This window comes from Streptomyces lasalocidi (assembly GCF_005280215.1).
Taxonomy (GTDB): Bacteria; Actinomycetota; Actinomycetes; order Streptomycetales; family Streptomycetaceae; genus Streptomyces; species Streptomyces longwoodensis.
On the sequence record NZ_SZNQ01000003.1, the window covers coordinates 410471 to 431752 of the forward strand.

Sequence of the window (21282 nt, forward strand, 5' to 3'; positions counted from 1 at the left end):
GCCGCTGGGCGCTGCGCGTCCCGCAGACGCTGCGGGAAGTCGAGCGGGTCGAACGTCTCCTCAGCGGCAGTACGGTGCCCCGACGACCCGGAAGGCGAGGATGTCCGCGCCGTGTCCGTCGGGCAGCTGTCCGTCGTCTACGCCCGCGGCCCTCCCGGCCAGTTCCCTGCCCGCCGGGCCGGTGCGGGAGCGCGGTCTACGTCAGATCTTCGGTGTCATGCGGTGCTTGTGGGGATGAGCACGAAGCTGGGGTGAGGTGAGTTCCAGGGCCCTGCTGTCCCGTCCGGAGCCCATGTGGTCGAGCCAGCGTTCGTACCAGTCGAGGAAGTCGGTGGCGGAGGAGACGTTGGGGCCCCAGAATCCATCGCTGTTGCCTATGAGGACGCGGCCGGTGAGGGGACCGGTCACCGCGATGACGCATACATCGGTGCAGCCCATCTCGATTACGTGGAGGAAAAGGTCACGTCCGTGACTCCTGGGTTCAGGGTTGTCGAAGCCGCGGGGTGCCCCCGGTTCCTCGCGCGGGTTCATGACCAGCAGGGAACATCGCTCCAGCGGCATGAGGCCGTAAAACGGCGCCGCGCCTGAGCCGCCGATGTGCGTGAGGAACTGCCGGTAGGCGTTGGGAAGGGCGATGTCGTGTTCGGCCTCGAATGCAGCGACGCATGCTTCTGCGAGCTTCGGACCGAGGCGGAACTTGTGTTGCTCTTCTCCGAAAGAGTGGCTGCGCAGGGGTTGGAACGGGATCGCGGCCAGCTTGCGACGCAGGCGGGGTATGCGGGGATCCATGGTGCATCTTCTCTCGTCCCCGACACCCTACGGGTGCCTGTGGTCAGCCAGCCACGGGAGAGCATGGGCTGCAGGACGACGATCACCGGCACCTTCGCAGCGAGGGAGCCGATCGCCCGACGCTGACCCTCGCCGAGCCTGAACCGGTCCCGGCCCGCGGGGCGTCCCTACGTGCACCGTGACACCACGACACCGTGGAGCTGCCGCACCATGAGCACACCCGAACCGCCGACCTGGCCGCACTGCGGACACGGTGCCCATCCTGCCGTCGACCCCGTCGGCTGCCGCGGCATCCACGTCCCCGGCCACACCGCCTGCCTCGCCCACCTGGCCGACGCCGCCCGCGACGCCTACCTGGGCAGCCTGACCCCCGGCGCCAGCATCGACCACCGGGGCACCACCTTCACCGCCCTTCTCCTCGACGCCTTACTCCACGCCCTCCGCGATCCCGCGACCGGAAACCCACGATTAGGTAACGCCAAGTTCGGGTCGGCGACGTTCGAGGGAGATGCCGGGTTCGATTCAGCGAGGTTCGCGGGAGACGCCGGGTTCAGGTCGGCGACGTTCGAAAGATATGCCGGGTTCGAGTCGGCAACGTTCGAGGGAGACGCCGAATTCAGGTTGGCGAGGTTCGAGGGCGTCGCGGGGTTCGAGTCAGCGACGTTCGAGGGAGACGCCTGGTTCATGGCGGCGACGTTCGAAAGATATGCCGGGTTCGTGTCGGCAACGTTCGAGCGAGACGCCGAATTCAGGTCCGCGACCTTCAAGAGCTATACCCTGTTCGACTCGGCCAGGTTCGCGGGCACCGCCTGGTTCATGTCGTCGAGGTTCGAGGGCACCGCCTGGTTCGAATCGGCGACCTTCGAGCGCGACGCCACGTTCGATTCGGCGACCTGCAAGGACACCGCCTGGTTCATATCAGCGAGCTTCGAGGGCGACGCCAGGTTTGAATCGGCGAGCTTCGAGGGCGACGCTGGGTTCGAATCGGCAGCCTTCAAGGGCACCGCCAGGTTCGAGTCGGCGACCTTCAAACGCATTGCCGGTTTCGAGTTGGCGAGGTTCGAGGGCACCGCCTGGTTTATGTCGTCGAGGTTCGAGGGCACCGCCTGGTTCGAATCGGCGAGGTTCGAGGGTGACTCCATGTTCGTGGCGGCGACCTTTGTGAATACTGACCAGTTCGGACCTTTGGTGTGTGCTGGGCGGGTTGTGCTGTCGGGCGCGGCGTTCGGTGGCCCAGTGACGCTCTCGTTTGCTGCGCGTCGTCTGGAGTGCCGTCGCACTCGCTGGTCGTCGACAGCGGAGATTCGCCTGCGCTATGCCACGGTGGACTTCGCTCATGCCGTGTTCGAGTACCCCCTCACGATCGCCGCCGAGCCGGACCCGTTCGTGCTCACCGACGGCAGCCTGCTTGCCGAAGATCTCTTCCCGAGCGCGTACGACCCCGGGGTGCGGGTGGCGTCGTTACGCGGGGTGGACGCGGCCCATCTGGTGCTCGCCGACCTGGACCTGTCGGAATGTCTGTTCACAGGCACGGTCCACCTAGACCAGCTCCGCCTGGAGGGGGCCTGCGCTTTCGATACCGCTCCGCCGGCGGTGCACTGGCGGCGCTGGCGGCCCGTGCGGTTCACCGAGCGCCGCGTCTTGGCCGAGGAACACCACTGGCGTGCGAGCCAGCCGGGGGCAGTGCCGGGCTGGGTCCACGGCGCCGGGCGGGCGGGGCCGCTGCAGCTGGCTCCGGTGTACCGGGCGCTGCGCAAGGCCTTCGAGGACGGTAAGCACGAGCCGGGGGCGGCGGACTTCTACTACGGGGAGATGGAGATGCGCCGCCATGCCGATGACGTCCCTCGCAGCGAACGCGGGCTGCTGACGGCGTATTGGGCGTTGTCCGGTTACGGCCTGCGCGCCTCCCGGGCTTTGGCCTGGCTCGGGGCGGCCATGTTCGTCACCATCGTCCTGTTGATGGCTTTCGGCCTCGCACAGGACACCCCGAAGCAGACCGCAACCGGCACCGTCCCGGCCGGCGGCGGCAAGGTCACCTTCGAGATCGACAAGGACGATCCCCAGAACCCGACCGGCGACCGGTTCACCGGTAAGCGCTTCGAGAAGGCCTTGAACGTCACCCTCAACTCGGTGGTGTTCCGCGCCTCCGGCCAGGACCTGACCACCGTCGGCACCTACATCGAGATGACCTCCCGCCTGAGCGAACCCATCCTCCTGGGCCTGGCCGTACTCGCCGTCCGCAACCGCGTCAAACGCTGACAGCCCTGCCCTGACCCGCCGCGCCGGATGTCGTCGGCGAGATCCTCGACGACTCCACCGACGGCGACGTCATCGACTGACAGCTCCCGGCACGGGGAGGGATCACTGCATGTCCGTCCCCGCCACCGCGCACCGCGCGTACGGTGGCGATACGCCCCGTCAGGAGGAACCGATGAGCGCGCAGCCCGAGGAAGCTCCCGCCCCGCCGGCCCCCGCGGCCGCCGCCCAGTTACTCGCTGAGCTGCGCGCCGACCGGCGTGCCGACTCGTGGGTGCCCGCGTTCGAACAGGACTGGGCACGTGCGCTGGACGACGCCCGGCACTCTTTCAGCCTCACTCTTGTCCACCTGGTCGTCCGCACCTGGCGGGCCCGCCTCGCCTCGGCTCCGGCTGTCGACGCCTTCCTCGAGGGCGGGTGCGACGACTCCGACGGCATCGACCTGGACCAGGTCCTCGGAGCCCGGACGTGAGCGACGCACAACCGCCCTGGCCCGCCCGCCTGTCGCCCCAAGCAGCCGGCACCGTCAAGGAGTTGCCCGACCACGCACGCGAGATGCTGAGGGACGTCCTGGACATCGCCGGCCGCGATCCGTGGTCGTTCCCGCCCTTCAACCCCCGCGATCCCGAAGGCGAGGACGTCCGATCCGCTTCGGTCGGACAGCTCACCGCCGTCTACTGGATCAACCGCCCGGCCGGACGCCTGTACGTCGTGGACATCGTCTGGCTCGGCTGAGGTCTTCGCTTGAGCGCTGTCCCGTTCGTGGGCAGGGCGAGCAACAACCCCAGGCGATGGCGCCATTTCACATGGCTGGTCCCTGGGCTTCTTGCCACTCGTCCATCACATCGCGGGACTCGTCGAGGGCGGGATCGCGGCTTCCGCTGGGTGCGTAGGCAGGGGACCGGTCAGCGCGGAGCGGCACGTGGGCGCAGTACCAGGCCCGCTTGGCGCCTGCCTGCTCCGCGTCCGTACCGGTCCGCAGATACGCGAGCAGGGCGGTCAGGACTCGGCGGCGCCCGAAGGCGTAGACCGCGGGTTCGACGAACCAGCGGCAGAAGCTGGGGTCCGGGTCGTAGACGGCTGCCGCCAGCAGCGGGGCGAAGAACTCCTCGGGCAGGTGAGCGCGTTCGAGCAGGGGCTTGCGCACCGCATGGGCCAGGTGCCGGGCGCGGCGGGCTTCCGGCACATCGGCCGCATCGCCGAGCTCCATCAGCCGTGCCACCTCGGTGGCACATGACAGGAAGGAGCGCGCGGCGGGCTTGGTGTGCTCTTCGTCGGTCATGGCGGCATTTTCGACCTGCTCGAGCCGAGAGGGCACGCGGCGGCGGTGCCGCGAACTGAACTTGCGCTGCTTCGGCAAGCTGAGGGACGTTCTGCTGGGTCAGATCGATCCGGTTCACGTGGTGCTACCGCTACCGCCGCTGGCAGGTCGAAGGGACGAGGACGGTGCGGCCAGTGGGCTGTCGTTCTGCTCCTGCAGAACAATCCGGTTTACCTGGTGCTACCGGCATCGCGTGGGCGGGCATGAAGAAGGCGCCGCGCCCCGGGAGGGTGCGGCGCTTCTGTGCCTTCGCGGGGCCAGGAGCCCGCTGGAGGGCGTTCAGGGTCCTCGGCGGGTTCCTCAGCCGGTGGCGTCGAGGTTGGCCGTCTGGGCGGCGTAGCGGGCTCGTCGCTGCTCGGTGAAGCTTTCGGGGTCGACAGCCTTGATCTCGGGTACGGCCGTGACGGGGGAGGAGATGGCGCCGCCGGTCAGCAGGGGGTGGAGCTGGTAGCGGCCGTCGCCGAGGCGCCAGGCGAGTCCGCACTCGCGCAGTTCCTTGAAGCCGCGGTTGACGGTGGGCTTGCTCGCGCCGAGCTCGGCGCACATCTCGTTCTGGCTGATCTCGGCGGTGCCGGTCTCGGGGTCGCTGAGGTAGAGCAGTTCGTCGAGGACGCGGCGGGCGGCGGTGGAGACGTCGACCAGGGCCAGGAGGCGGAAGGCGTCACGGGCGATCGTGACGGGTGCCTCGGTGGGAGGGCCGGGGACGTAGGAGCTGCTCACGGAGCCTCACCGCTTCCGTTCAGGTTGGCGTGTATCGAGGATATGCCGCGCGCGGTCATGCGCTCGCCCTGCGTACGGGCCGCCGCTGGCGGAGCGTGACGACCTTCTCCTTGCGGCGGGCGGCCTCGGCGGCCTTCTTCTCCGCCTCGCGGGCCTGGCGCCACTCGGTGGGGTAGTCGGGGTGCGGGATGATGCACGCCGGGGCCCCGGCGCTGTTCCACAGCGCCTGCCACTTCTCCTGCTCGCCGGAGGTGCCGGCCACCGTCAGCCACGGGTTCAGCTGGAGGATGCCGCGCTTGGCGGTGCGCATCCAGCCGATGTGCGCGAAGAACTGCGCCGCCTCGTTCACCGAGGCGGCCGACAGGTTACACCTAGCCTGCAGGTCGCGCTGGGTCGCCCGGACGAAGCCGCGGGCGGCGGCCCGGGTGGTGTCGTCGGCGCGGTTGGCGTTCTGCAGCGCCACGAGCTTGCACCAGACCTGGAACCAGCTCCCGGGCATCTTCAGGCTGCCGAGCACGTCCATCAGCAGCCGGGCGTCCAGCACGTAGCCGCTGCACTGCGCGCTCGCCGCGAACTCCCGGCCCTTGATCTTCTCCACGCCCAGGATCAGGCCGCCCTTGCCGTCCGACCGCGCGACGACGCGCTCGCCGGGGCGGACGATCGGCAGCTGTTCCATCAGCAGTCCTCCAGCGAAGATCAACGGGCGGGCAGCACGGTAGCACTAGGTAAACCGCTTTGTTCTGGAGGGGCAGAACAAGCAGTGCTTCACAATCACCTGACGGTGCGCCAGCTCCGGGGGCTGTTTGTTCTGGATGCCCAGAACACCCGGGACGCGTTTGTTCTGGAGATCCAGAACAAACGGCTTCACACCACCACAGGTCAGAGGTCGTTTTCTCCCGTTGTTTCATCCCGTAATCGGTTGTTTCGCGTCCTTCCTCGGATCGCGCCAGGAGATCGTGTTCTCGCCGGTGAAGCGGCGGGCCATGAGGTCTGTCATCGCGATATGGATCACGGCTTCGGATCGGCTGGGAAGGGTTTCGTAGTCGCGCGCGAGGCGGCGGTGGAGCATGAGCCAGCCGTAGGTCCGCTCGACCGCCCACCGTTTCCGGATCGGGGTGAAACCCCTGGTCCCAGGCTTGCGGGCGGTGATTTCCATGTCGATGCCGAGGGTGGCTGCGTGCTCGACGAGGTGCTGACGGTAGCCGCCGTCGACCCAGACCTTGCGGATCCCGGGGTGGTCGGCGGCGACCTGGTCCAGGAGCCGGGCGCCGGCGATGGAGTCCTGCACGCTCGCCGCGGTGACCAGCACGGCGAGGAGAAGGCCGAGCGTGTCGGTGACGATGTTCCGCTTCCTGCCAACGATCTTCTTGCCCGCGTCGATGCCCTGACCGGAGGCCGGCACGCTGGTCGAGGTCTTCACGCTCTGGGCGTCGATCACGCACGCTGAAGGCTCGCCCGCCCGCCCTTCCTTCTCTCGCAGCAGCTGCCGGAGCAGGCCATTGAGCTGGGCGAACACACCCTCGTCCGCCCACTTGGCGAAGTAGCCGTAGACGGTGTTCCAGTGCGGGAAATCATGCGGCAGGTAGCGCCACTGCACCCCGGTGCGATCCACGTACAAGATCGCGTCCATGATGTCGCGCAGGTCGTGTTCGGGCGGCCGGCCGAAGTCCAGGGCTCGGCCGCGGCGCTCGAAACGCCAGGCCGCAAGGACCGGCTCGATCAACTCCCAGCGCGCATCGGACAGATCACTCGGATACGGACGTCGCTTCGCCATGCCTCCGACGTACCGCTCCAGGCGGAGTGCGCCCAGGCGCATAGCGGCGACAGTCGAAGCACACACGACTGCGAAGGCCGGGCATCCTGGGATGAGACAGGATTATGTCTCTCTCTGCCTCATCCGCAACCCCGCCCGCCTCATAGATATCGGCCGCCTCCGCCACCTCACCTGAACCACAACCCGACACTTCGAGACTCCACCGATAAGTGGGCAGTGAGGGTGAAAACGACCTCTCAGAGCCGGTTTCAGCCCGGAACGCTCTTATATGTCACTAGAACCCGGCTGTCACAAGGACCCGACCAGCGCACGATGCGGTGCGCGACACAACAGCCGGCAGCAGCGGACGTGTCACCGTCGACGAGCGCCGGATTCGGGAAGTGGATCTTGTGGCTGAGCACGCTTCGCGTGCGGCGCCGCAATTCGGTGCGGGTCGCGGACAGCAGCAGCGGTGCCGAGTCTCGGGTGGTGCTGGCCGTGACGAGTAAAAGCACGGAAGCGTGGCCGGTCCCGGTGGGCGGTTCCGCCGCCCAGCCCCTGAGGGCTGTTCGGCTCCGGTACCTCCGCACGTCGAAGCTGAAGTGCGCATATCGAGGCTTCCGTTCTGTGGCTGGGCATAATCATGCGCGCCCATGGCAACGCCTGGCTGCGCAGTTACTTGCCCCAGGTAGCTTGCCCGCCCAGTTCGAACACCGGTAGTCACATGATCGCCGGAACAAACGGCACCTGCTCGGGCTCAGCCCAGTTATGCATGCTGGAGCTCTATCTACTGCTCAACTCGACGAGGGATGTCTTCGGGGGCGGTGACCGCGCACACGCTTGCGGCCGGGCGCCCTTGAGCCGCGTACTGCTCGGGGCGGACGATGCTTCTCTACGGTGCCGCTGCACCACGGGGCGAGGGGGGAAGACGCATGGCCGTCGGGCGGGGGAGCGATGTCCTGGAGGCGTCGCAGGTACGAGTCCACGCGGCCAGCGGCGGTGTCATGGGGGCGGGGTTCCTCATCACCGCCGACATCGTATGCACCTGCGCCCACGTCGTGACCCGGGCCCTCGGGGCGCCGGATGACGACGAGCGGGCACCAGACAGGCCGGTGGACCTCGACTTCCCGCTGCTGCCCGGCCGACCGCGGACGCGGGCCACCGTGGTGTCCTGGCGGCATGGCGGGGCGGATGTCGCTCTGCTGCGGCTGGACGCGCCCGTGGAAGGGGCCCGGCCGGCGACGCTCGTTGACGGCACCGGCGTATGGGGCCACACCTTCCGCGTGCAGGGGTATCCCGTCGGCGCCGACCACGGCAAGTGGGCTTCGGGCACCTTGCGGGCCGGGCAGGGTCTGGGCTGGACGCAGATGGAGGCGCACGAGCCGGGGCCGGCCGTCGCCGAAGGGTTCAGCGGAGCACCGGTCTGGGACGACGACCAGGACGGCGTCGTCGGCATGACGGTGGCGGCAGACTGGGGCGACCGAACGGCCTATCTGCTGCCCTCCGCCGACCTGGTCGACGAACGGACCGTGCCGCCGCGCTGCCCGTTCCGCGGGCTCGCGCCGTTCACCGAGGACGACGCCGAGTTCTTCCACGGGCGGGACGACGTCACGGCCCGGGTGCGCGCCGCCGTGCGCAGACGGCCGATCACACTGGTGGCGGGGCCGTCGGGGTGCGGGAAGTCGTCCCTCGTGCGGGCGGGTGTCATGCCCGGCTTACGTGACGACGGCATGAGCGTTTCAGAGCTGCGGCCGGTGCCGGGAGTAAGGGCGTCCGCGGTGATCGCCCGGGCGCTGACCAGCGTCCTCGAGCCGCAGCTCGGCGAGGTCGACCGGCTCGTCAAGGCCGAAGAGCTGGCCGGGCTGCTGGCGACAAGTGACGACATGCCCGCCGAGGTGCGCGCCCGCATCCTCGCCCGCGCGGGAAGCGCCGGGCACGTCCTCTTCATCGACCAGCTGGAGGAGTACGCGAGCGCCGAACCGGAAGCCGCACAAGCCCTGTTCCGTCTGCTCGCCGCCCTGGCGGGCGGAGCCGGCGGGACCACGCTGCGGGTCGTGGCCACCGCACGGCCCGATTCCCTCGAGGCGCTGCTGACCACCGGCACCTCCGACCTGGTCAGCGACGCCGTGCAGTTCCTCGCCCCGCTGGCGGACGAGGATCTCGAGCGTGCGGTGACGGCACCCGTCGACGCCGTGCCGGGGCTCTGGTTCGAACCCGGATTGCCCCAGCGGATCGTCGCGGACGCCGGCGCGGAGCCCGGGCGAATGCCGCTGGTCCAGTTCGCCCTGACCGAACTGTGGCACCGCCGTTCCCGGTCCATGCTCACTCATGCCGCCTACGACGAACTCGGCGGCGTGGCGGGCGCTCTCGTCACCTACGCGGACCACACCCTGGACGGCCTGACCGAAGCCCGGCAGGAGTGCGCGCGGCGGCTGTTCGTGCAGCTGGCCAGGCCAGCGGACGGCGGCACCTTCTCCCGCAGACCCGTCCGCACCAGCGACCTGGCCCCCGAACTCCTCGCCCTGGCACAGGAGCTGGCCCCCGGCAAGCTGGTCGTCCTCTCCCGCGCACCCGGAGGCGCCGAGCGCGACGAGATGGTGGACCTGGCACACGAGGCGCTCACCAGGCTCTGGCCGCGCCTGCGGGAATGGCTCGCCGCATCCCGCGACTTTCGCCGCTGGCAGGAGCAGCTGCGGACCGATCTGCACCGCTGGCAGGCCCAGAACCGGGAGCCCACCCGGTTGCTGAGCGGATCCGACCTGGCCGAGGCGGACCGCGCACTGGCCGAGCACCCCGAGGACATCTCCGCCGACGAGCGCGCCTACATCCTCCTCAGCCGCCGCCACGCCCGGCGCGGCACCCGTCTGCGGCAGGGCGCCGTCGCGGCGCTGGCCGTCCTCACGGTCCTCGCCGTCATCCTGGCGATCTCCACCTGGCACAGCCTCACGGTCACCGAGCGGCAACTGCGCACCCAGGCAGCGGGGCTGCTCGCCCAGCTCTCCGCGGACCGCCCGGCCACCGATCCCACCACCGCGCTGCAACTCGCCCTGGCCGCATGGAAGACCGACCGGAGCCCGCAGACCCGGCAGGCCCTGCTGCAGCAGTACGCGCGAGAGCAGTACCTGGTGGGAAGCCACCCGGCGGTGTGGCCGGGACGGGTCACCGGCATGGATGCCACCCCGGACGGCCGGGTCCTTGTCGTCCAGTCGAAGCCCGGCGGCGGCGACCGGCCGACGATGACCGTGGTCACCGGGGCACTCCAAGGGAAGCCGAGGGCGCGGGGGCAGCTGGCCGGTGTCCCGGAGGGCCAGCTGCTGACCGCCCTGAGCCCCGACGGCCGTAACTTCGCCGCAACCGCCGGGGCGGAGGTGCGGCTTTGGCGGCTGAGCGACCCCAAGCATCCCGTCACACTGAAGCTCAGCGACCACGAGCTTCCCGAGGACGCCGGCGGCGCCCTTGACTTCAGCAGCGACGGCAGACGGCTGCTGCGCACGACCGACGACAACGGCATTCCATGCGCCAACGGTGAACGGCGCTGCGTCCCCGCCTTCATCGACATCTGGGACGTCCCCTCCCGGGCCCGTGTCCCCCCGCCGGACGGCCTCCTGCCCGCAACGGGACTGCACGAGGCCGCGTTCACCTCCGACCCGGACACTCTCGCGACCATCAGCTACACCCACGACGAGCTGCGCCAGCGCATCGAGGTCCGTGACCTCGTCACCGGCCGCCTGCGTTACGCCACCACGACCGGCGACCAGGGCGGCGCTCTCCTGCGCGGCGGCGGTGAACTCCTGATCAGGACGCAGATCAAGGACCCGTACGCGCAGGAACTCGGCCGGACACCCGGCCGCCGGACCGCACTGCCCGGGGACGTCGGCCCGGTGGACGCGACGGCGCGTTACGGCTTCGAGATTGGGGCCGAAAACACCGCGGCCGGTTACGCCGAGGCGACGCTGACGGACCTGCGCACCGGACGGACTTACCGCACCCGGGTGCCGACCTCGGGCGAGGTCGCCGCCTACGATGGCGTCGCGGCGGTCCCGCGCCCGGGTGGCGGGCTGACGGTCCTCGTGCCCGTCGGCACGGCGCTGATGGCCGTACGCGCGGAACCGGCCGGCGGCGCACGGTTCCTGGAGGACGCGGGGAAGTACAGCGTGTCGCCCGACGGGCGTTTCATCGCCCTGACCACCGACCGACGCCTGGAGGTACTCGACGCCTCCCGCACCCGGCACCGATCGGTGTCCCTGCCTCCTCCTCCCGAGTCGTTGCACTGGTCGCCGCTCTGGACAGCCGACTCCCGGCGGATCGTGGTGTGGGGCGAGCAGGGCAACCTGCAAGGCTCCTACTCCGTGCGGGACCTGTCCGACAGCGTGCGGCTCGACCACGTCCTTCCGGAGGCGAAGGAACTCGACCGCGTCACAGTGACGCGCGGCGGAGAAGTGGACGCGGTTACAGCACTGCAGGGCAGCGAGATCGCCCTGCTGACGGTGGAGGGCAGACTTATGCGCGTCGACGCGGCGGACGGGACCGTGCGCACCCGGCCCTTCCTTGTCCACCACGCGCCCAACTGGAGCGGCGGCGGTTTCGACCGGCAGGTCCTCGCGCGCGGCCAGCTGGTGGCCCGCCCGGGCCACCCAGGGCAGGTGGCCGCGATGACCCGGACGGGAACCCTGACCGGAGAGATCCTGCTGTGGGACGTCACTGCACCCCGGCACATCGGCACGCTGCCGAGCCGGGCCGTCAGCGTGCCGTTCAGTACCTCCTACGTCACCGGGCCGCTCGGCTTCGACGCGGACGGCTCCCGCCTTGCCGTGCAGAACACGGACGGACAGGTCCGGGTGTGGGACGTCAGCCGCCGCAAGACCCTGCCCGGCGGCGCCCCCGCCACAGGCAACGACGCCCTGATCGGGTTCGGCCCAGGGCACAGTGTCGTGACGTCCGTGTTCGGCAAGGACGTGGTCCGGATCCACGACCTGACGGACGACGCTGCCTCCGGCACGCTCCCGGTCGCCGACGCTGACTTTGTGGCTGGCTCTGTGCGAAACCACCGCCTGACCGTCAACATGAGCACCCTGCGCCAGACCTTCGACCTGAGCCCCGACGAGCAGTTCCGAACGCTGTGCGCCGCCACCGGGCGTGACTACACCGACGCGGAGAGACGGCTGTTGCCGAAGGGCACACCGCCCGAACCGCCGTGCGACTGACCGCGGGCGAGGCACCCGCGCGTCGACAGGGCCGCGCGACATGACCGAGGGGAGTGACCTGGGACGACCCGAGGCCCGCCCGGGAGTCCGGACCCGCCGGCCGCAGCGAAACGCTCCAGGCGTACAGCATCGGCCTACTGGTCGCCGCCCAGGCAGCCGGCTCCCTCGGGCGCCGCGGCGGGTGCCGCGCTCGCGCCCGTCCTGACGGTGGCCCCGGCCAGAGGAGACGCTGGGCTCGCTGTCCCGCCGTCGTACTGCTGGACCACACGGAGCACCCCGATCAAGCCCTCAGCGCTAGATGCAGCGCTCAGCTGCACCCTTGGTATTGATCATCTAGTTGAGGTAGTCGGCGACCAGCGTGGCAGATTCGTCCGCCGTGGCCAGGCGGATACCGAGGTCTGCGGCCTTGACGCGCTTGGATCCGGCGGCCTCTTCAGCGACGACGAGGGTGGTCTTCTTGGAGACGCTGGAGGACGAGCGGCCGCCGGCTCGTTCGATGAGCTCGTTCATCTGGTTGCGGCTGAGCTTTCCAGGGGGCCGGTCATCGCGCCGGTGACGACCACGGTCATCCCGACCAGCGGCCCGCCGGCACCGGCGGCATTCTCACCGTGGTCACCGGTGTCACCGCTGGACGGGGCGGGTGGGGTGGCGCCGGGTTCCGTCATGTTCACCCCGGCGGTGGGGAGCTTGTCGATCAGCGGGCCCAGTTCGGCGTGCTCGGCGACGCTCGAGGGTGCTTTCTCGGTGCCGATGCCCTCGACCCGCTGCATCGCTTCCGCGTCCGCAGCGCGGATGGTGTCCATGGTGGCGAAGTGGCGGGCGATACAGCGGGACATGGAGCGGCCGGTACCGCGGACCCCGAGCGCGCACAGCACCCGCGACAGCGGCTGGCCCTTGGCCGCGGCGATGGTGGTGAGGAGGTTGTCGGTGCTGGTGGCGCCCATCCGCTCCAGGCCGATGAGCTGCTCGCGGGTCAGGGTGAACAGGTCGGCGAGATCGGTGACGAGGCCGGCGTCGACAAGCTGGACGACGCGGGTGGCCGAGGCCTTCGATGTCGAGCTGGTCGCGGTCGGCGGCGTAGGAGCCGCCTGGCCCCATCCGTCCGGCAGTGCGGGCACCGGCGAGGCAGGCGCACGGCCGACCTCGGTGCTGAGCGGGGCGGAGTCTGTCGTGGGCCCGGCACCGGCTGCTCGCCCCAGACGTGCGGACCGGCGCCGGCTGCGGGGCAAGGGCACCGGCCAACCAAAGGCCCTCAGCTAAGAGGGGCTTCCCCAGCATATCGGGCCCCGCCCCGAGCCGGGCGGTCTTGGCGAACAGCATCATGCCCATGCTCAGTAGGCCGGACGCGAACAGCAGCGACCGCGCGTCGAGTACGTTGGCAGCGAGCTGCGACGACAGGTGCAGGACTGTGGTCATCGTCTTCGACGGCGTCGTGACCGTACGGTGGTGCGCGCTACGGCAGGTGCCCCCGGGTGTCGCTCGAAGACGCGTCCGGCTTGGTCCGGGTACCGGCTGGCAGGTGTGCAGTGCCAGGGGGCAGGAATTGGCGGGCGTTTGCCCCGGCGAAGCGCGACGGTATCGGCGCCGGTGGAACGTAACAGGCCCTGCTCCTTCTGCTTCGGACGGAAGAAGGAACAGGGCCGTAGCGGTGCCGGCAAGACCCGCGTTGGGTCAGCTTTGCAGATTCCGTCCGGCGGGGACCGGTGACACGCGGAGTCGGTCAGAGGGGGCATGTCGTGCTGAGGGTGTCAGACCTCGCTGCTGGCGGTCAGGCCGGCTTGGGCCTCGGTGGCGCTGCTGTATACCCGTAGCAGGGTGTCGACTTGGGTCATGGTGAGCATCCGCTGAAGTCTCGGCGGCATACAGGCCAAGACCGGCACGGCCCCGGCGCCCTTGCGCCAGATCCACAGCAGTGTCCCCCGGCACCTCGGCGGCGGGGGCTCTTGGCCGCCGACCTTGGGCACGTCCATCTGTATTCCCGGCCGCCGGGGGACAGCGGGAGGCGGTTCTGTGGTGGGGACGGGTCGTGGACGCCCTGGGCAACTCGGCGGAAGGGGACCCGGACGAAGGTGAGCGATGCGAATCAGAGCGCGCGACGGCCGAACTCCTCAGTACATCAAGCCCACCTGGGACAAGCAGAACCTGCCGCTGCGTGAACACGCCCAGGCGTCGCCCGCGCCCTGTGCGCCTAGCTGAAGCTGTCGGCTGGACGGTGCCGATGCTGCGCAGCTGCCTGGCCGGCGGCTGTGACGCGGAGCGGGTTTCAAGTCGATGGCGGTCTACCGGTTGCTTCATAAGCAGCTTCGGTCTGTCCCTGCCGGCGTGGGTGCTCATTCGAGTGTGGCCGCACCGGAGTGATTGAGGTGCAACGGATCCTTGCCGCGGTTTCTGGGATCTTCGAGTCGATGGGCTCATGTGAGGGCCGCATAGTCCCCTCGCGGCCGCATGCTGACTCGCCCGACCTCTTTGTACAACAGCAGCGGCCGGGAACCCATGCCCGGCCCGGCCGCTGCCCGGATTGCCGCGAACGGAGATCCATCATGAGCGTAGTGGCACCCGCCTCCGCCTTCGGCGAGGCCCATTGGTGTGTCACGGGTGCAGCGGCCCATTTCGCACGGGCGGGGCGCAGCACAGGCAGCTGTGTCCCCACGCTTATGAAGCGCAACCAATTGCAGCACGTGCTGCTCATCAGGCCCTGCCGCGTCCGGCCACTGGCTCCTGTTGCGTCGTGCCTGTAGGAAGGTGGCGGCGCGGACGGTAGCCCTTAGGCACACCGTCGGGTCAGCGACGGACCGCGTTCGGCACCTGACCGTCGCCCTGCCGCCCGTGTACGCCGCCTGCCTCCTCGGTGCCCGGGAGGCTGGCGCCACCGACCAGCAGCTTGAGGAGATCGCGGCCGAAGCGCTCAAGGGGGTCTGTTTCCGGGGCGGCGGCCGTCGCGCCGGCTCCCTGGAGGAGGTGTGCCTCACGGACATCGAGCACCTCGAGTTCGAGCTGTAACAGCTGCGCTCCGAACAGCCTGCGAGCCCGGACCGATTCGGTCCGGGCTCGCTCGCGTACCCGAGGGTGGGATGGCCGTCGGCTCATCCGGTCAGCGGGTTTGAGGCTGCATCAGACACCGCCCAGAAAGGCGCCACTGGGCTCGCAGGGAGTTGGACTGGGTGTTTGACTCTTTGATCTCTCAGGTCATGAGTCCTTCGCCCGCGCATGGTGGTGCTGTGAGCCCTTAGCCGATCTTGTTGCTGCAGCCCATGCTCGATCCCAGCGACGTCTGCTGAGACCCGGGGTTGCCCTCGCCGTTCAACAGGTTGCCGCCGAGCCCGTTGCCGATGCCGACCTGGCCGAGAACATCGATGTTGCTGTCGTGCGATTCACAGTTGGTGCTCTGCGAGATGTTGAGGCCGCTGCTGTCGCCCATCCCCCAGCTTTGATCTGCCTGGGCGAACCCGGCTCCCATAAATGCTGCGTTTCCGAGTACGGCGATCAGAACCGCGGCCGTGCGGAGCTTGCGCATGTCATCTCCAGTGAAAGTGAGGCGGATGCAATCTTCGAGGATCACATCTTCATTTGTGTGGAAGGTGCCTCGGCGCCAAAGCGGAGTGCCCGAGGCATCCGCGCTGCCTTGCCCGCTTCGGAGGTGGTTTGGCGCACGTGTATGGTCCCGGCACTGGTCTGAGGTCCAGTGCCGGGACCATTCATCATCCAGCGTTCTTACGCGGGACGGGACTTCAGAAGGCGCTGTTGTTGCAGCCCATGGTCGAGCCGATGTCCGTGGACTGGGCGCCCGGGTTGCCTTCGCCGTTCAGGGCGTTGCCCAGCAGGCCGTTCAGCACGCCGACCTGGCCGAGGACGTCGAGGTTCAGGTCGTGCGACTTGCAGGTGGAGCTCTGCGTGATGTTGAACTGGTCGCCGCCATCCTCGCCGTGACCGCCGGCGTAGGCCGTGCCGCCGCCCACGAGTCCGATGCTGCCGAGGGCAGCGATCAGGACCGCAACATTGCGAAGCTTGCGCATGTCTTCTCCGATTGGGGTGAGTGTTGACGATCCGTGTCAGATCGCGTCTACAGGTCGGAAGAATAGCGACAGAGTTCACAAACTAGACATATGACACGCCAGTGACTTGTCGCCAATAGGAGCACCGAGCGCCACGCGCAGGGCCAGCCGCCCCAGCTTTCTAGGCCCGGGCCAGGTTCTGACCTGGTCGTCTAATCAGTGCTGCTGCACGCTGGCGAACGAGTTCGACTGACTGTTGGCCTGGGTGCACTCCACGCCATGGGTCTGGGACGGAGCAAGCAAGGCAACTGGGACGTTCGCGTCGAGCAGGGTCTGCGGGCTGCACTCCTGGTACGGGCGAAACAGATTGGCCTGACCCACCGAAGAATCGTGTGCCTTCGGCTGCGCCTCAGGAGAAATCTGAGGGCTGATTTGGGGATTCAGCTGTGGGTTGACCTGCGGGGAAACCTGAGTGCCACGCGAGGGTGCCGGCTGCTGCGGAGCCGGCGAGCCGTAGGTCTGCGCGGTCGCTTGTGCAGAAGACGCCGAACTGGCCTGCGCGTCAGACTGCGAAACTGCAGGTAGCGCAGCGCCGCTATCAACCAGAGGGGTGACGGCGGAACTTGGGCCGGCGCCAATCCCGGACAGTCCGCCGGCTGCTGCGGCGACGAGCGCGACCTTGTGAAGCATGCGCATGAGTTCCTCGGCTCTTCAATTGACCTGTACACGGAGCTAACGGCTGATGGAGCAGGGCAAGCTCGCTGTCCGCGCTGCCCCGTCCGACGGCGATGGGCCATCCCTGTCGCCCCGTGGGGAACGAAATAGACACCGCCCCGATACGGGTGCAGGGATGTGGTCACCCATTTGATGCAAGGCATGCGGGTTACGCAGCTCCGGCCGACGCTCAGCAAATGGGTGACGAGTAGCTGAGCGCCGTGACCTCAGCAGCGGCGCCTCGTTTCTCGAGAGAGAGGGCAAGCGACCGTGAACCATCAGAAGGTATCGGGTCTGCTGCTGACTCCTGATACAAAGTCTGCGTGCCTACTCCAGATACCGCAGCCTCCGGCACGATGCGAGAGACGCACCACGGCACGCGTGACCACTTTGAATGCCACAGACTCACATTCCAGGTAATGAAGGGCCGAAGGTTCATGCGGAAGCTCCACAAGGCCGCGCTCGTCGTCGCAGCGGCCAGCGGTTTGGCCGGCATCGGCGCCAGCGGCAGCTTCGCCAACACACCGGCAGGGCAGCCCAACGCCCCTTCCACGTCGGTGCCGGATCAACCAGCTGCTCCGGCCGCAGCCCCACAACAACCTGCCCCTTCAGCACCACAGCCGATGGGATACGCGTCGGCCTCTGCGTCGTCGCAAGGAACATCTCAGGCCACCAGCGCATCGAACCCGCAGCAGGCCGCCCCTGCACAGCCGACTCAGGCCGCCCCTGCACAGCCGTCTCAGGCCGCCCCGTCGCAGATCGTGCCTCAGGTCATGCCTCAGGTCATGCCGCAAGTGGCCCCGCAGGTAGCAGTACCTCAGGCCTTTGGGCCAGAACCTCCGATGACTGTCGCGCCGCAGGTGAACCCACAGCTCAACCCGCAGGTCAATCCGCTCGTCAACCCGACGATCACGCCCGCAAGCGCCGCGGAGTTGGCTCCCGTCGGCCTCGGACAAATTGCGGCCCCTCCCGTCGGACAGCTTGGGCTTCCCCGGATCGGCTGACATCCCGTCTCCGAAGCATTCGAAATCCCAACTCGACTTGTCACATTCTCGCACTTCTTCCAAGGAGCTTTACATGCGTACCTCGCAGAAGGTAGTTTTCCTGGCTGCACTTCTCGGCAGCCTCGGCTCCCTCAGCGCCGGCACCTCCTTCGCACACGGCGAGCCTGGCCACGACATCGACAGCATCGACATCACTCAGGGCATCGAGTGCCGCTCGCACGACATGAACATCGAAGTAATCGGCAGTATCGGCGCTCTCACGGGTGTGGCTGGCAACCTGCTGAACGGGGAAGGGGCTGCGGGCGCCCAGAAAAACCACCTCGGTTCCGACATGGGATGCAACAGCCGGGCCTTCTGACGTATCTCGTACACGCGCCGTGCCGTCCATCGATGCACGGTCTGCGTACGTGGAGCAAGGCCTTTACTGTGGATCTTTTTATACTCAGCAGCACTATTATCAACTAGGGCTGCTGGATGCGGTGTGGAAGCCTGAGGCGTCCACACCGCATCCGTTTTCTCAGGTTGCTGCCAACTGTCTAGGGCGATCCACATGAGTATCGCCGCTGACTTGTGAATTAGCCGGGGTGACCCTACGTGTGTGGGTGCTGCGGGTTTGCAAAGCCGACGTCAGCGCTGCTACCGCGAAGCCGGCCGTCGCAACGTCGGGGGGCGGTACTGTCCGCTGAGTCGGATGAGCGAGTCCGTCGGCTGACGCGCAGGTGCAGGTTCTGATGCTGGCCGAGAAGCTGCCCGGTGCGACACGACTCTTCGTGTCCAGGCTGTTCGTCTGATGACAGAAAAGAGAAGCCGGAACGGTTCAGGCTGCCTGAATGGCGAGCTGACCAGAGGCGTCCCAGCCCCAGGAGGTTTCCGAAACCTCCTGGGGCTGAGGAAAGGAACGCACACACTGTAACGATGCTGCGCCTTAGAAGTTACGCGGCAACCGGCTTCCTCGGTATCTCATCGCTCAGTGCGCCCCTGCCGGACGGTTGCGAGTGCACCACCCTCTGTATAAGCGGCCCGCTCCCCGCCCAGGTTCGTCATCCACTTCCCACCGGCTTCCACCGAGCCACCCCACACCCCAAGAGCCACACTCAGAGCCATCCAGCCAGCCCGTAGACCATTTCGTTAAGGGCTGTATGGCGCTGCACACCTCTCCATTGCGGGCCAACCCGCCGGCCTCCCCGAGACATGTCGAGGACCTGCCCGGCTCCTCCCCCCTGCACCGGCTGCTGCAGGGGGGAGAAGCAGCATTCATCGCGCGCGATTTGATCCAGCGACCGGGCGCCTACGTCAGCCCTGTGGCGGAGGAGGATCGGCGCTGACAGTCCACCCGGGACCCGCCAGATTCTCTGATGGGGGTGTACTGAGGACCGGGTCAGCAACCCGGGCGGAAGCGGCGGTACAAGATCGCACCTGCAAGGACGAACGCGGTGCCGGTAGCGGCGGCAGGGGCCGCCCAATCCGTTCCAGTGTGGGCCAGAGTGGACATCGCCGTATCTGGACTGGGGGGAGTGGCCTGATGCCGAGGGCGCGGAGCATGTGACGCCGACGGCCTGGGAGCAGGGGTCTGCCGGGGGATGTGGGGGTGAGGGGGGTCACGGTCGGTGACCGACTGATTGTTGATCGCTGGGTTACCCACCGCCACGGCGTTGACACTGTTGCCAGAGAAGTTCACTGGCAGGTCAATCGGGAGCTGGATACTGTTGCCTGAGATAACCCCTGGTGAATCCGTGACGCGGCTATGTGCTCCGGTTTCGCCCGACAGGTGCGATCCGCCGTCAATCTCCGCGCCGTGGGCCGTCGCCGCGTCCGTGTGCTCACACACATTGCCCACGGCCGGGTTGAGCAGCCCCACGACGTTAATCGTGTTACCGCACAGATTCACCGGCACAGACACCGGCACCTGGATGTTGTTCCCGGAAAGTACCCCGGGCGAGCCAACCGCCGTGCCTCCGGCGTCAGCACCGTCGGCAGCCAAGGCGGCAGACGCGGGAAGTGCCATCGCGCCCGATGCGGCGGCGACGGCGAGCACACGGTTTAAAGTCGCTCGTCTCATAGATCCAAACCCTTCTAGCACACCGCGGGTATCCACCCGCATGTCTGTAAACGCTGGAAAGGGAACGGAGTTATGGCATGCCGCCTGTAAATTCGCTAGGCCAGGCGACAAGATCCCAATGCATGCCGGCTATCATGCGACGCCCGGTCTACTCATCAAGACCTCGTAATACAATATTCCTAACGTTCGAGTGGCGTTGATGGTCTGACAGTCGATCGTTTCGAATAGGTGCAAGTGTGCGGTCGCGGACCCACTTTGTGGGCACCCTTCCCTCGGCTCATCCTCACGGACGAGGAGTCCGGACCGACAGATGGTCGCGGTAAGGCAGCCCTATGCGACTTACCCTCACGTCAGCAGCAGAGCCTGACAATGCCCCCGGGGCTTGCCCCACGCCACTGGTGGAGGGGCAAGCCCCGGTTTGGGCCGATTCGGAGGGTGGCCAGCCCCGGGCCAAGATGGCCCGTCCCCAGCGACAGCAGAGGTCGCCAATCCGAAGGCTCCCGACCACCGAAAGGAGTAAATGGTCGGAAAACATTCGAGATCACGCGTCGCACCTGCCTCGCCACCAGATCAACGACTCGGCTCAACATACGTCACGCCTGCATTAGCCTTCCCGGCCCACCAGCGACCATCGACGGCCAAATGCCACCTGGGCCGTTTCCTCCAGATCATCCGATCGTTGGTCTGGTGTGCCGTTGACTGACGCCCAGTGGGCCTGCATCGAGCCGCTGTTGCCGGATCGGACGCCGAAGCGGGGTGGGCGGTGGCGGGATCACCGGCAGGTGATCGACGCGATCGTGTTCAAGTACCGCACCGGTACGCCGTGGATGGACCTGCCCGAACACTTCGGTTCCTGGAAGGGCGCGCACAACCGGCTGCGGATGTGGGCGGCTGACGGCACCTGGGAGAAGGTGTTCACCGCCCTGTTGGCCCAGGCCGACGCCGAAGAGAACCTCGACTGGGTCGTCGCGGTGGACTCGACCATTGTCCGTGCTCATCAGCACACCGCCGGGACCTACAAAAGGGAGCCCCAGCCGGCGAGCCGGACGACCACGCTTTCGGACGATCCCGCGGCGGACTGACCCCCAAGTTCCCTCTCGCTGCGGACGGACGCTGTCGGCTGCTCGCGTCCGACCTGGCCAGGCCGGTGACGCACCCGCATTTCGAGCAGGCATGAACCGCTTGCGGGTACTCAGGCAAGTCGGCCGCCCTACACAGCGCCGGCCGCACGCGGCGTATCAGCGGCCCGTCGGGACAGCCTTGACAGCGATCGCCGGGATGCACTGATTGTGAACATGTGCATCAATAGAAGTGAGGCGGTATCCGCCTCGGTGACTCACCTTCAGTGCGGTGCACTCTCCCCCTGAATCAGTTGCCTTGGCTCTTTTGCGAACCCCTGAGGCGGATGGTCGGCCGCAGGTCACCTGCGCGCCTCCCCACCGAACCACTGAACTCTTCAGCGAAATGGGC

At 67.9% G+C, this 21282-nt stretch carries 15 protein-coding genes and 2 pseudogenes; 7 read left to right on the forward strand and 10 right to left on the reverse strand.

Going from position 1 to position 21282, the window contains the following annotated elements; translation table 11 throughout:
- Positions 1–201: 201 nt before the first annotated feature.
- Positions 202–789, reverse strand: coding sequence for an SMI1/KNR4 family protein (locus E4U91_RS37390; protein WP_137311444.1), 588 nt, complete (start codon positions 787–789; stop codon positions 202–204).
- Positions 790–999: 210 nt separating this feature from the next.
- Between E4U91_RS37390 and E4U91_RS37395 the strand changes: the two genes are divergently transcribed.
- The 3 genes from E4U91_RS37395 to E4U91_RS37405 all read left to right on the forward strand — a co-directional run bounded on the left by E4U91_RS37395 (position 1000) and on the right by E4U91_RS37405 (position 3780).
- On the forward strand, positions 1000–3048 hold the full coding sequence (locus tag E4U91_RS37395) for a pentapeptide repeat-containing protein (RefSeq protein WP_137311445.1): 2049 nt from the start codon (positions 1000–1002) through the stop codon (positions 3046–3048).
- Positions 3049–3220: 172 nt separating this feature from the next.
- Positions 3221–3517 (forward strand): DUF6247 family protein, encoded by a 297-nt coding sequence (locus tag E4U91_RS37400; protein ID WP_137311446.1) that lies wholly within the window; start codon positions 3221–3223, stop codon positions 3515–3517.
- Positions 3514–3780 (forward strand): hypothetical protein, encoded by a 267-nt coding sequence (locus tag E4U91_RS37405; RefSeq protein ID WP_137311447.1) that lies wholly within the window; start codon positions 3514–3516, stop codon positions 3778–3780. Before E4U91_RS37400 ends, E4U91_RS37405 begins: the two co-directional genes overlap by 4 nt.
- Positions 3781–3847: 67 nt before the next feature.
- Here E4U91_RS37405 and E4U91_RS37410 read toward each other — a convergent pair whose 3' ends face one another.
- The 4 genes from E4U91_RS37410 to E4U91_RS37425 form a co-directional block, all read right to left on the reverse strand.
- Positions 3848–4327: a hypothetical protein gene (locus E4U91_RS37410; protein WP_241678978.1), complete on the reverse strand. Its 480-nt coding sequence runs from the start codon at positions 4325–4327 to the stop codon at positions 3848–3850.
- Between the two features lie 339 nt (positions 4328–4666).
- Positions 4667–5086, reverse strand: a complete 420-nt coding sequence (locus E4U91_RS37415) for a helix-turn-helix domain-containing protein (RefSeq protein WP_137311448.1) — start codon at positions 5084–5086, stop codon at positions 4667–4669.
- Positions 5087–5141: 55 nt separating this feature from the next.
- Positions 5142–5762, reverse strand: a complete 621-nt coding sequence (locus E4U91_RS37420; RefSeq protein WP_137311449.1) for a hypothetical protein — start codon at positions 5760–5762, stop codon at positions 5142–5144.
- Between the two features lie 228 nt (positions 5763–5990).
- On the reverse strand, positions 5991–6860 hold the full coding sequence (locus E4U91_RS37425) for an IS5 family transposase (protein WP_137304608.1): 870 nt from the start codon (positions 6858–6860) through the stop codon (positions 5991–5993).
- Between the two features lie 911 nt (positions 6861–7771).
- Here E4U91_RS37425 and E4U91_RS37430 point away from each other — a divergent pair.
- Entirely contained in the window at positions 7772–12043 is a 4272-nt protein-coding gene (locus tag E4U91_RS37430) for an nSTAND1 domain-containing NTPase (RefSeq protein ID WP_168218324.1), read from the forward strand.
- A 333-nt stretch (positions 12044–12376) separates the two neighbouring features.
- Here E4U91_RS37430 and E4U91_RS37435 read toward each other — a convergent pair.
- Positions 12377–13126 (reverse strand): annotated as a pseudogene (locus tag E4U91_RS37435) (helix-hairpin-helix domain-containing protein); the annotation flags it as partial.
- 1707 nt (positions 13127–14833) lie between these two features.
- Here E4U91_RS37435 and E4U91_RS37440 point away from each other — a divergent pair.
- Positions 14834–15043 (forward strand): annotated as a pseudogene (locus tag E4U91_RS37440) (telomere-protecting terminal protein Tpg); the annotation flags it as partial.
- A gap of 226 nt (positions 15044–15269) precedes the next feature.
- Here E4U91_RS37440 and E4U91_RS37445 read toward each other — a convergent pair.
- From E4U91_RS37445 to E4U91_RS37455, 3 genes are all read right to left on the reverse strand, one after another.
- Positions 15270–15602, reverse strand: a complete 333-nt coding sequence (locus E4U91_RS37445) for a hypothetical protein (protein WP_422070957.1) — start codon at positions 15600–15602, stop codon at positions 15270–15272.
- A gap of 169 nt (positions 15603–15771) precedes the next feature.
- Positions 15772–16056: a hypothetical protein gene (locus E4U91_RS37450; protein ID WP_137311451.1), complete on the reverse strand. Its 285-nt coding sequence runs from the start codon at positions 16054–16056 to the stop codon at positions 15772–15774.
- A gap of 195 nt (positions 16057–16251) precedes the next feature.
- Positions 16252–16725: a hypothetical protein gene (locus E4U91_RS37455; RefSeq protein ID WP_338326715.1), complete on the reverse strand. Its 474-nt coding sequence runs from the start codon at positions 16723–16725 to the stop codon at positions 16252–16254.
- Between the two features lie 1101 nt (positions 16726–17826).
- On the opposite strand from E4U91_RS37455, the gene E4U91_RS37465 reads away from it, so the two are divergent.
- Complete coding sequence (locus tag E4U91_RS37465; RefSeq protein ID WP_137311454.1) at positions 17827–18111, forward strand: hypothetical protein; 285 nt, start codon at positions 17827–17829, stop codon at positions 18109–18111.
- A 1020-nt stretch (positions 18112–19131) separates the two neighbouring features.
- On the opposite strand, the gene E4U91_RS37470 is transcribed toward E4U91_RS37465, so the two are convergent.
- On the reverse strand, positions 19132–19854 hold the full coding sequence (locus E4U91_RS37470; protein ID WP_338326717.1) for a chaplin: 723 nt from the start codon (positions 19852–19854) through the stop codon (positions 19132–19134).
- A 647-nt stretch (positions 19855–20501) separates the two neighbouring features.
- Between E4U91_RS37470 and E4U91_RS37475 the strand changes: the two genes are divergently transcribed.
- Positions 20502–20894, forward strand: a complete 393-nt coding sequence (locus tag E4U91_RS37475; RefSeq protein WP_137311456.1) for an IS5 family transposase — start codon at positions 20502–20504, stop codon at positions 20892–20894.
- The last annotated feature ends 388 nt before the right edge of the window (positions 20895–21282 follow it).

Coding starts and splice junctions, on each gene's coding strand:
- E4U91_RS37390 (WP_137311444.1), bottom strand. CDS start 789: ATGGATCCCCGCATACCCCGCCTGCGTCGCAAGCTGGCCGCGATCCCG.
- E4U91_RS37395 (WP_137311445.1), top strand. CDS start 1,000: ATGAGCACACCCGAACCGCCGACCTGGCCGCACTGCGGACACGGTGCC.
- E4U91_RS37400 (WP_137311446.1), top strand. CDS start 3,221: ATGAGCGCGCAGCCCGAGGAAGCTCCCGCCCCGCCGGCCCCCGCGGCC.
- E4U91_RS37410 (WP_241678978.1), bottom strand. CDS start 4,327: ATGACCGACGAAGAGCACACCAAGCCCGCCGCGCGCTCCTTCCTGTCA.
- E4U91_RS37420 (WP_137311449.1), bottom strand. CDS start 5,762: ATGGAACAGCTGCCGATCGTCCGCCCCGGCGAGCGCGTCGTCGCGCGG.
- E4U91_RS37425 (WP_137304608.1), bottom strand. CDS start 6,860: ATGGCGAAGCGACGTCCGTATCCGAGTGATCTGTCCGATGCGCGCTGG.
- E4U91_RS37430 (WP_168218324.1), top strand. CDS start 7,772: ATGGCCGTCGGGCGGGGGAGCGATGTCCTGGAGGCGTCGCAGGTACGA.
- E4U91_RS37450 (WP_137311451.1), bottom strand. CDS start 16,056: ATGCGCAAGCTTCGCAATGTTGCGGTCCTGATCGCTGCCCTCGGCAGC.
- E4U91_RS37455 (WP_338326715.1), bottom strand. CDS start 16,725: ATGCTTCACAAGGTCGCGCTCGTCGCCGCAGCAGCCGGCGGACTGTCC.
- E4U91_RS37465 (WP_137311454.1), top strand. CDS start 17,827: ATGCGTACCTCGCAGAAGGTAGTTTTCCTGGCTGCACTTCTCGGCAGC.
- E4U91_RS37470 (WP_338326717.1), bottom strand. CDS start 19,854: ATGCGGGTGGATACCCGCGGTGTGCTAGAAGGGTTTGGATCTATGAGA.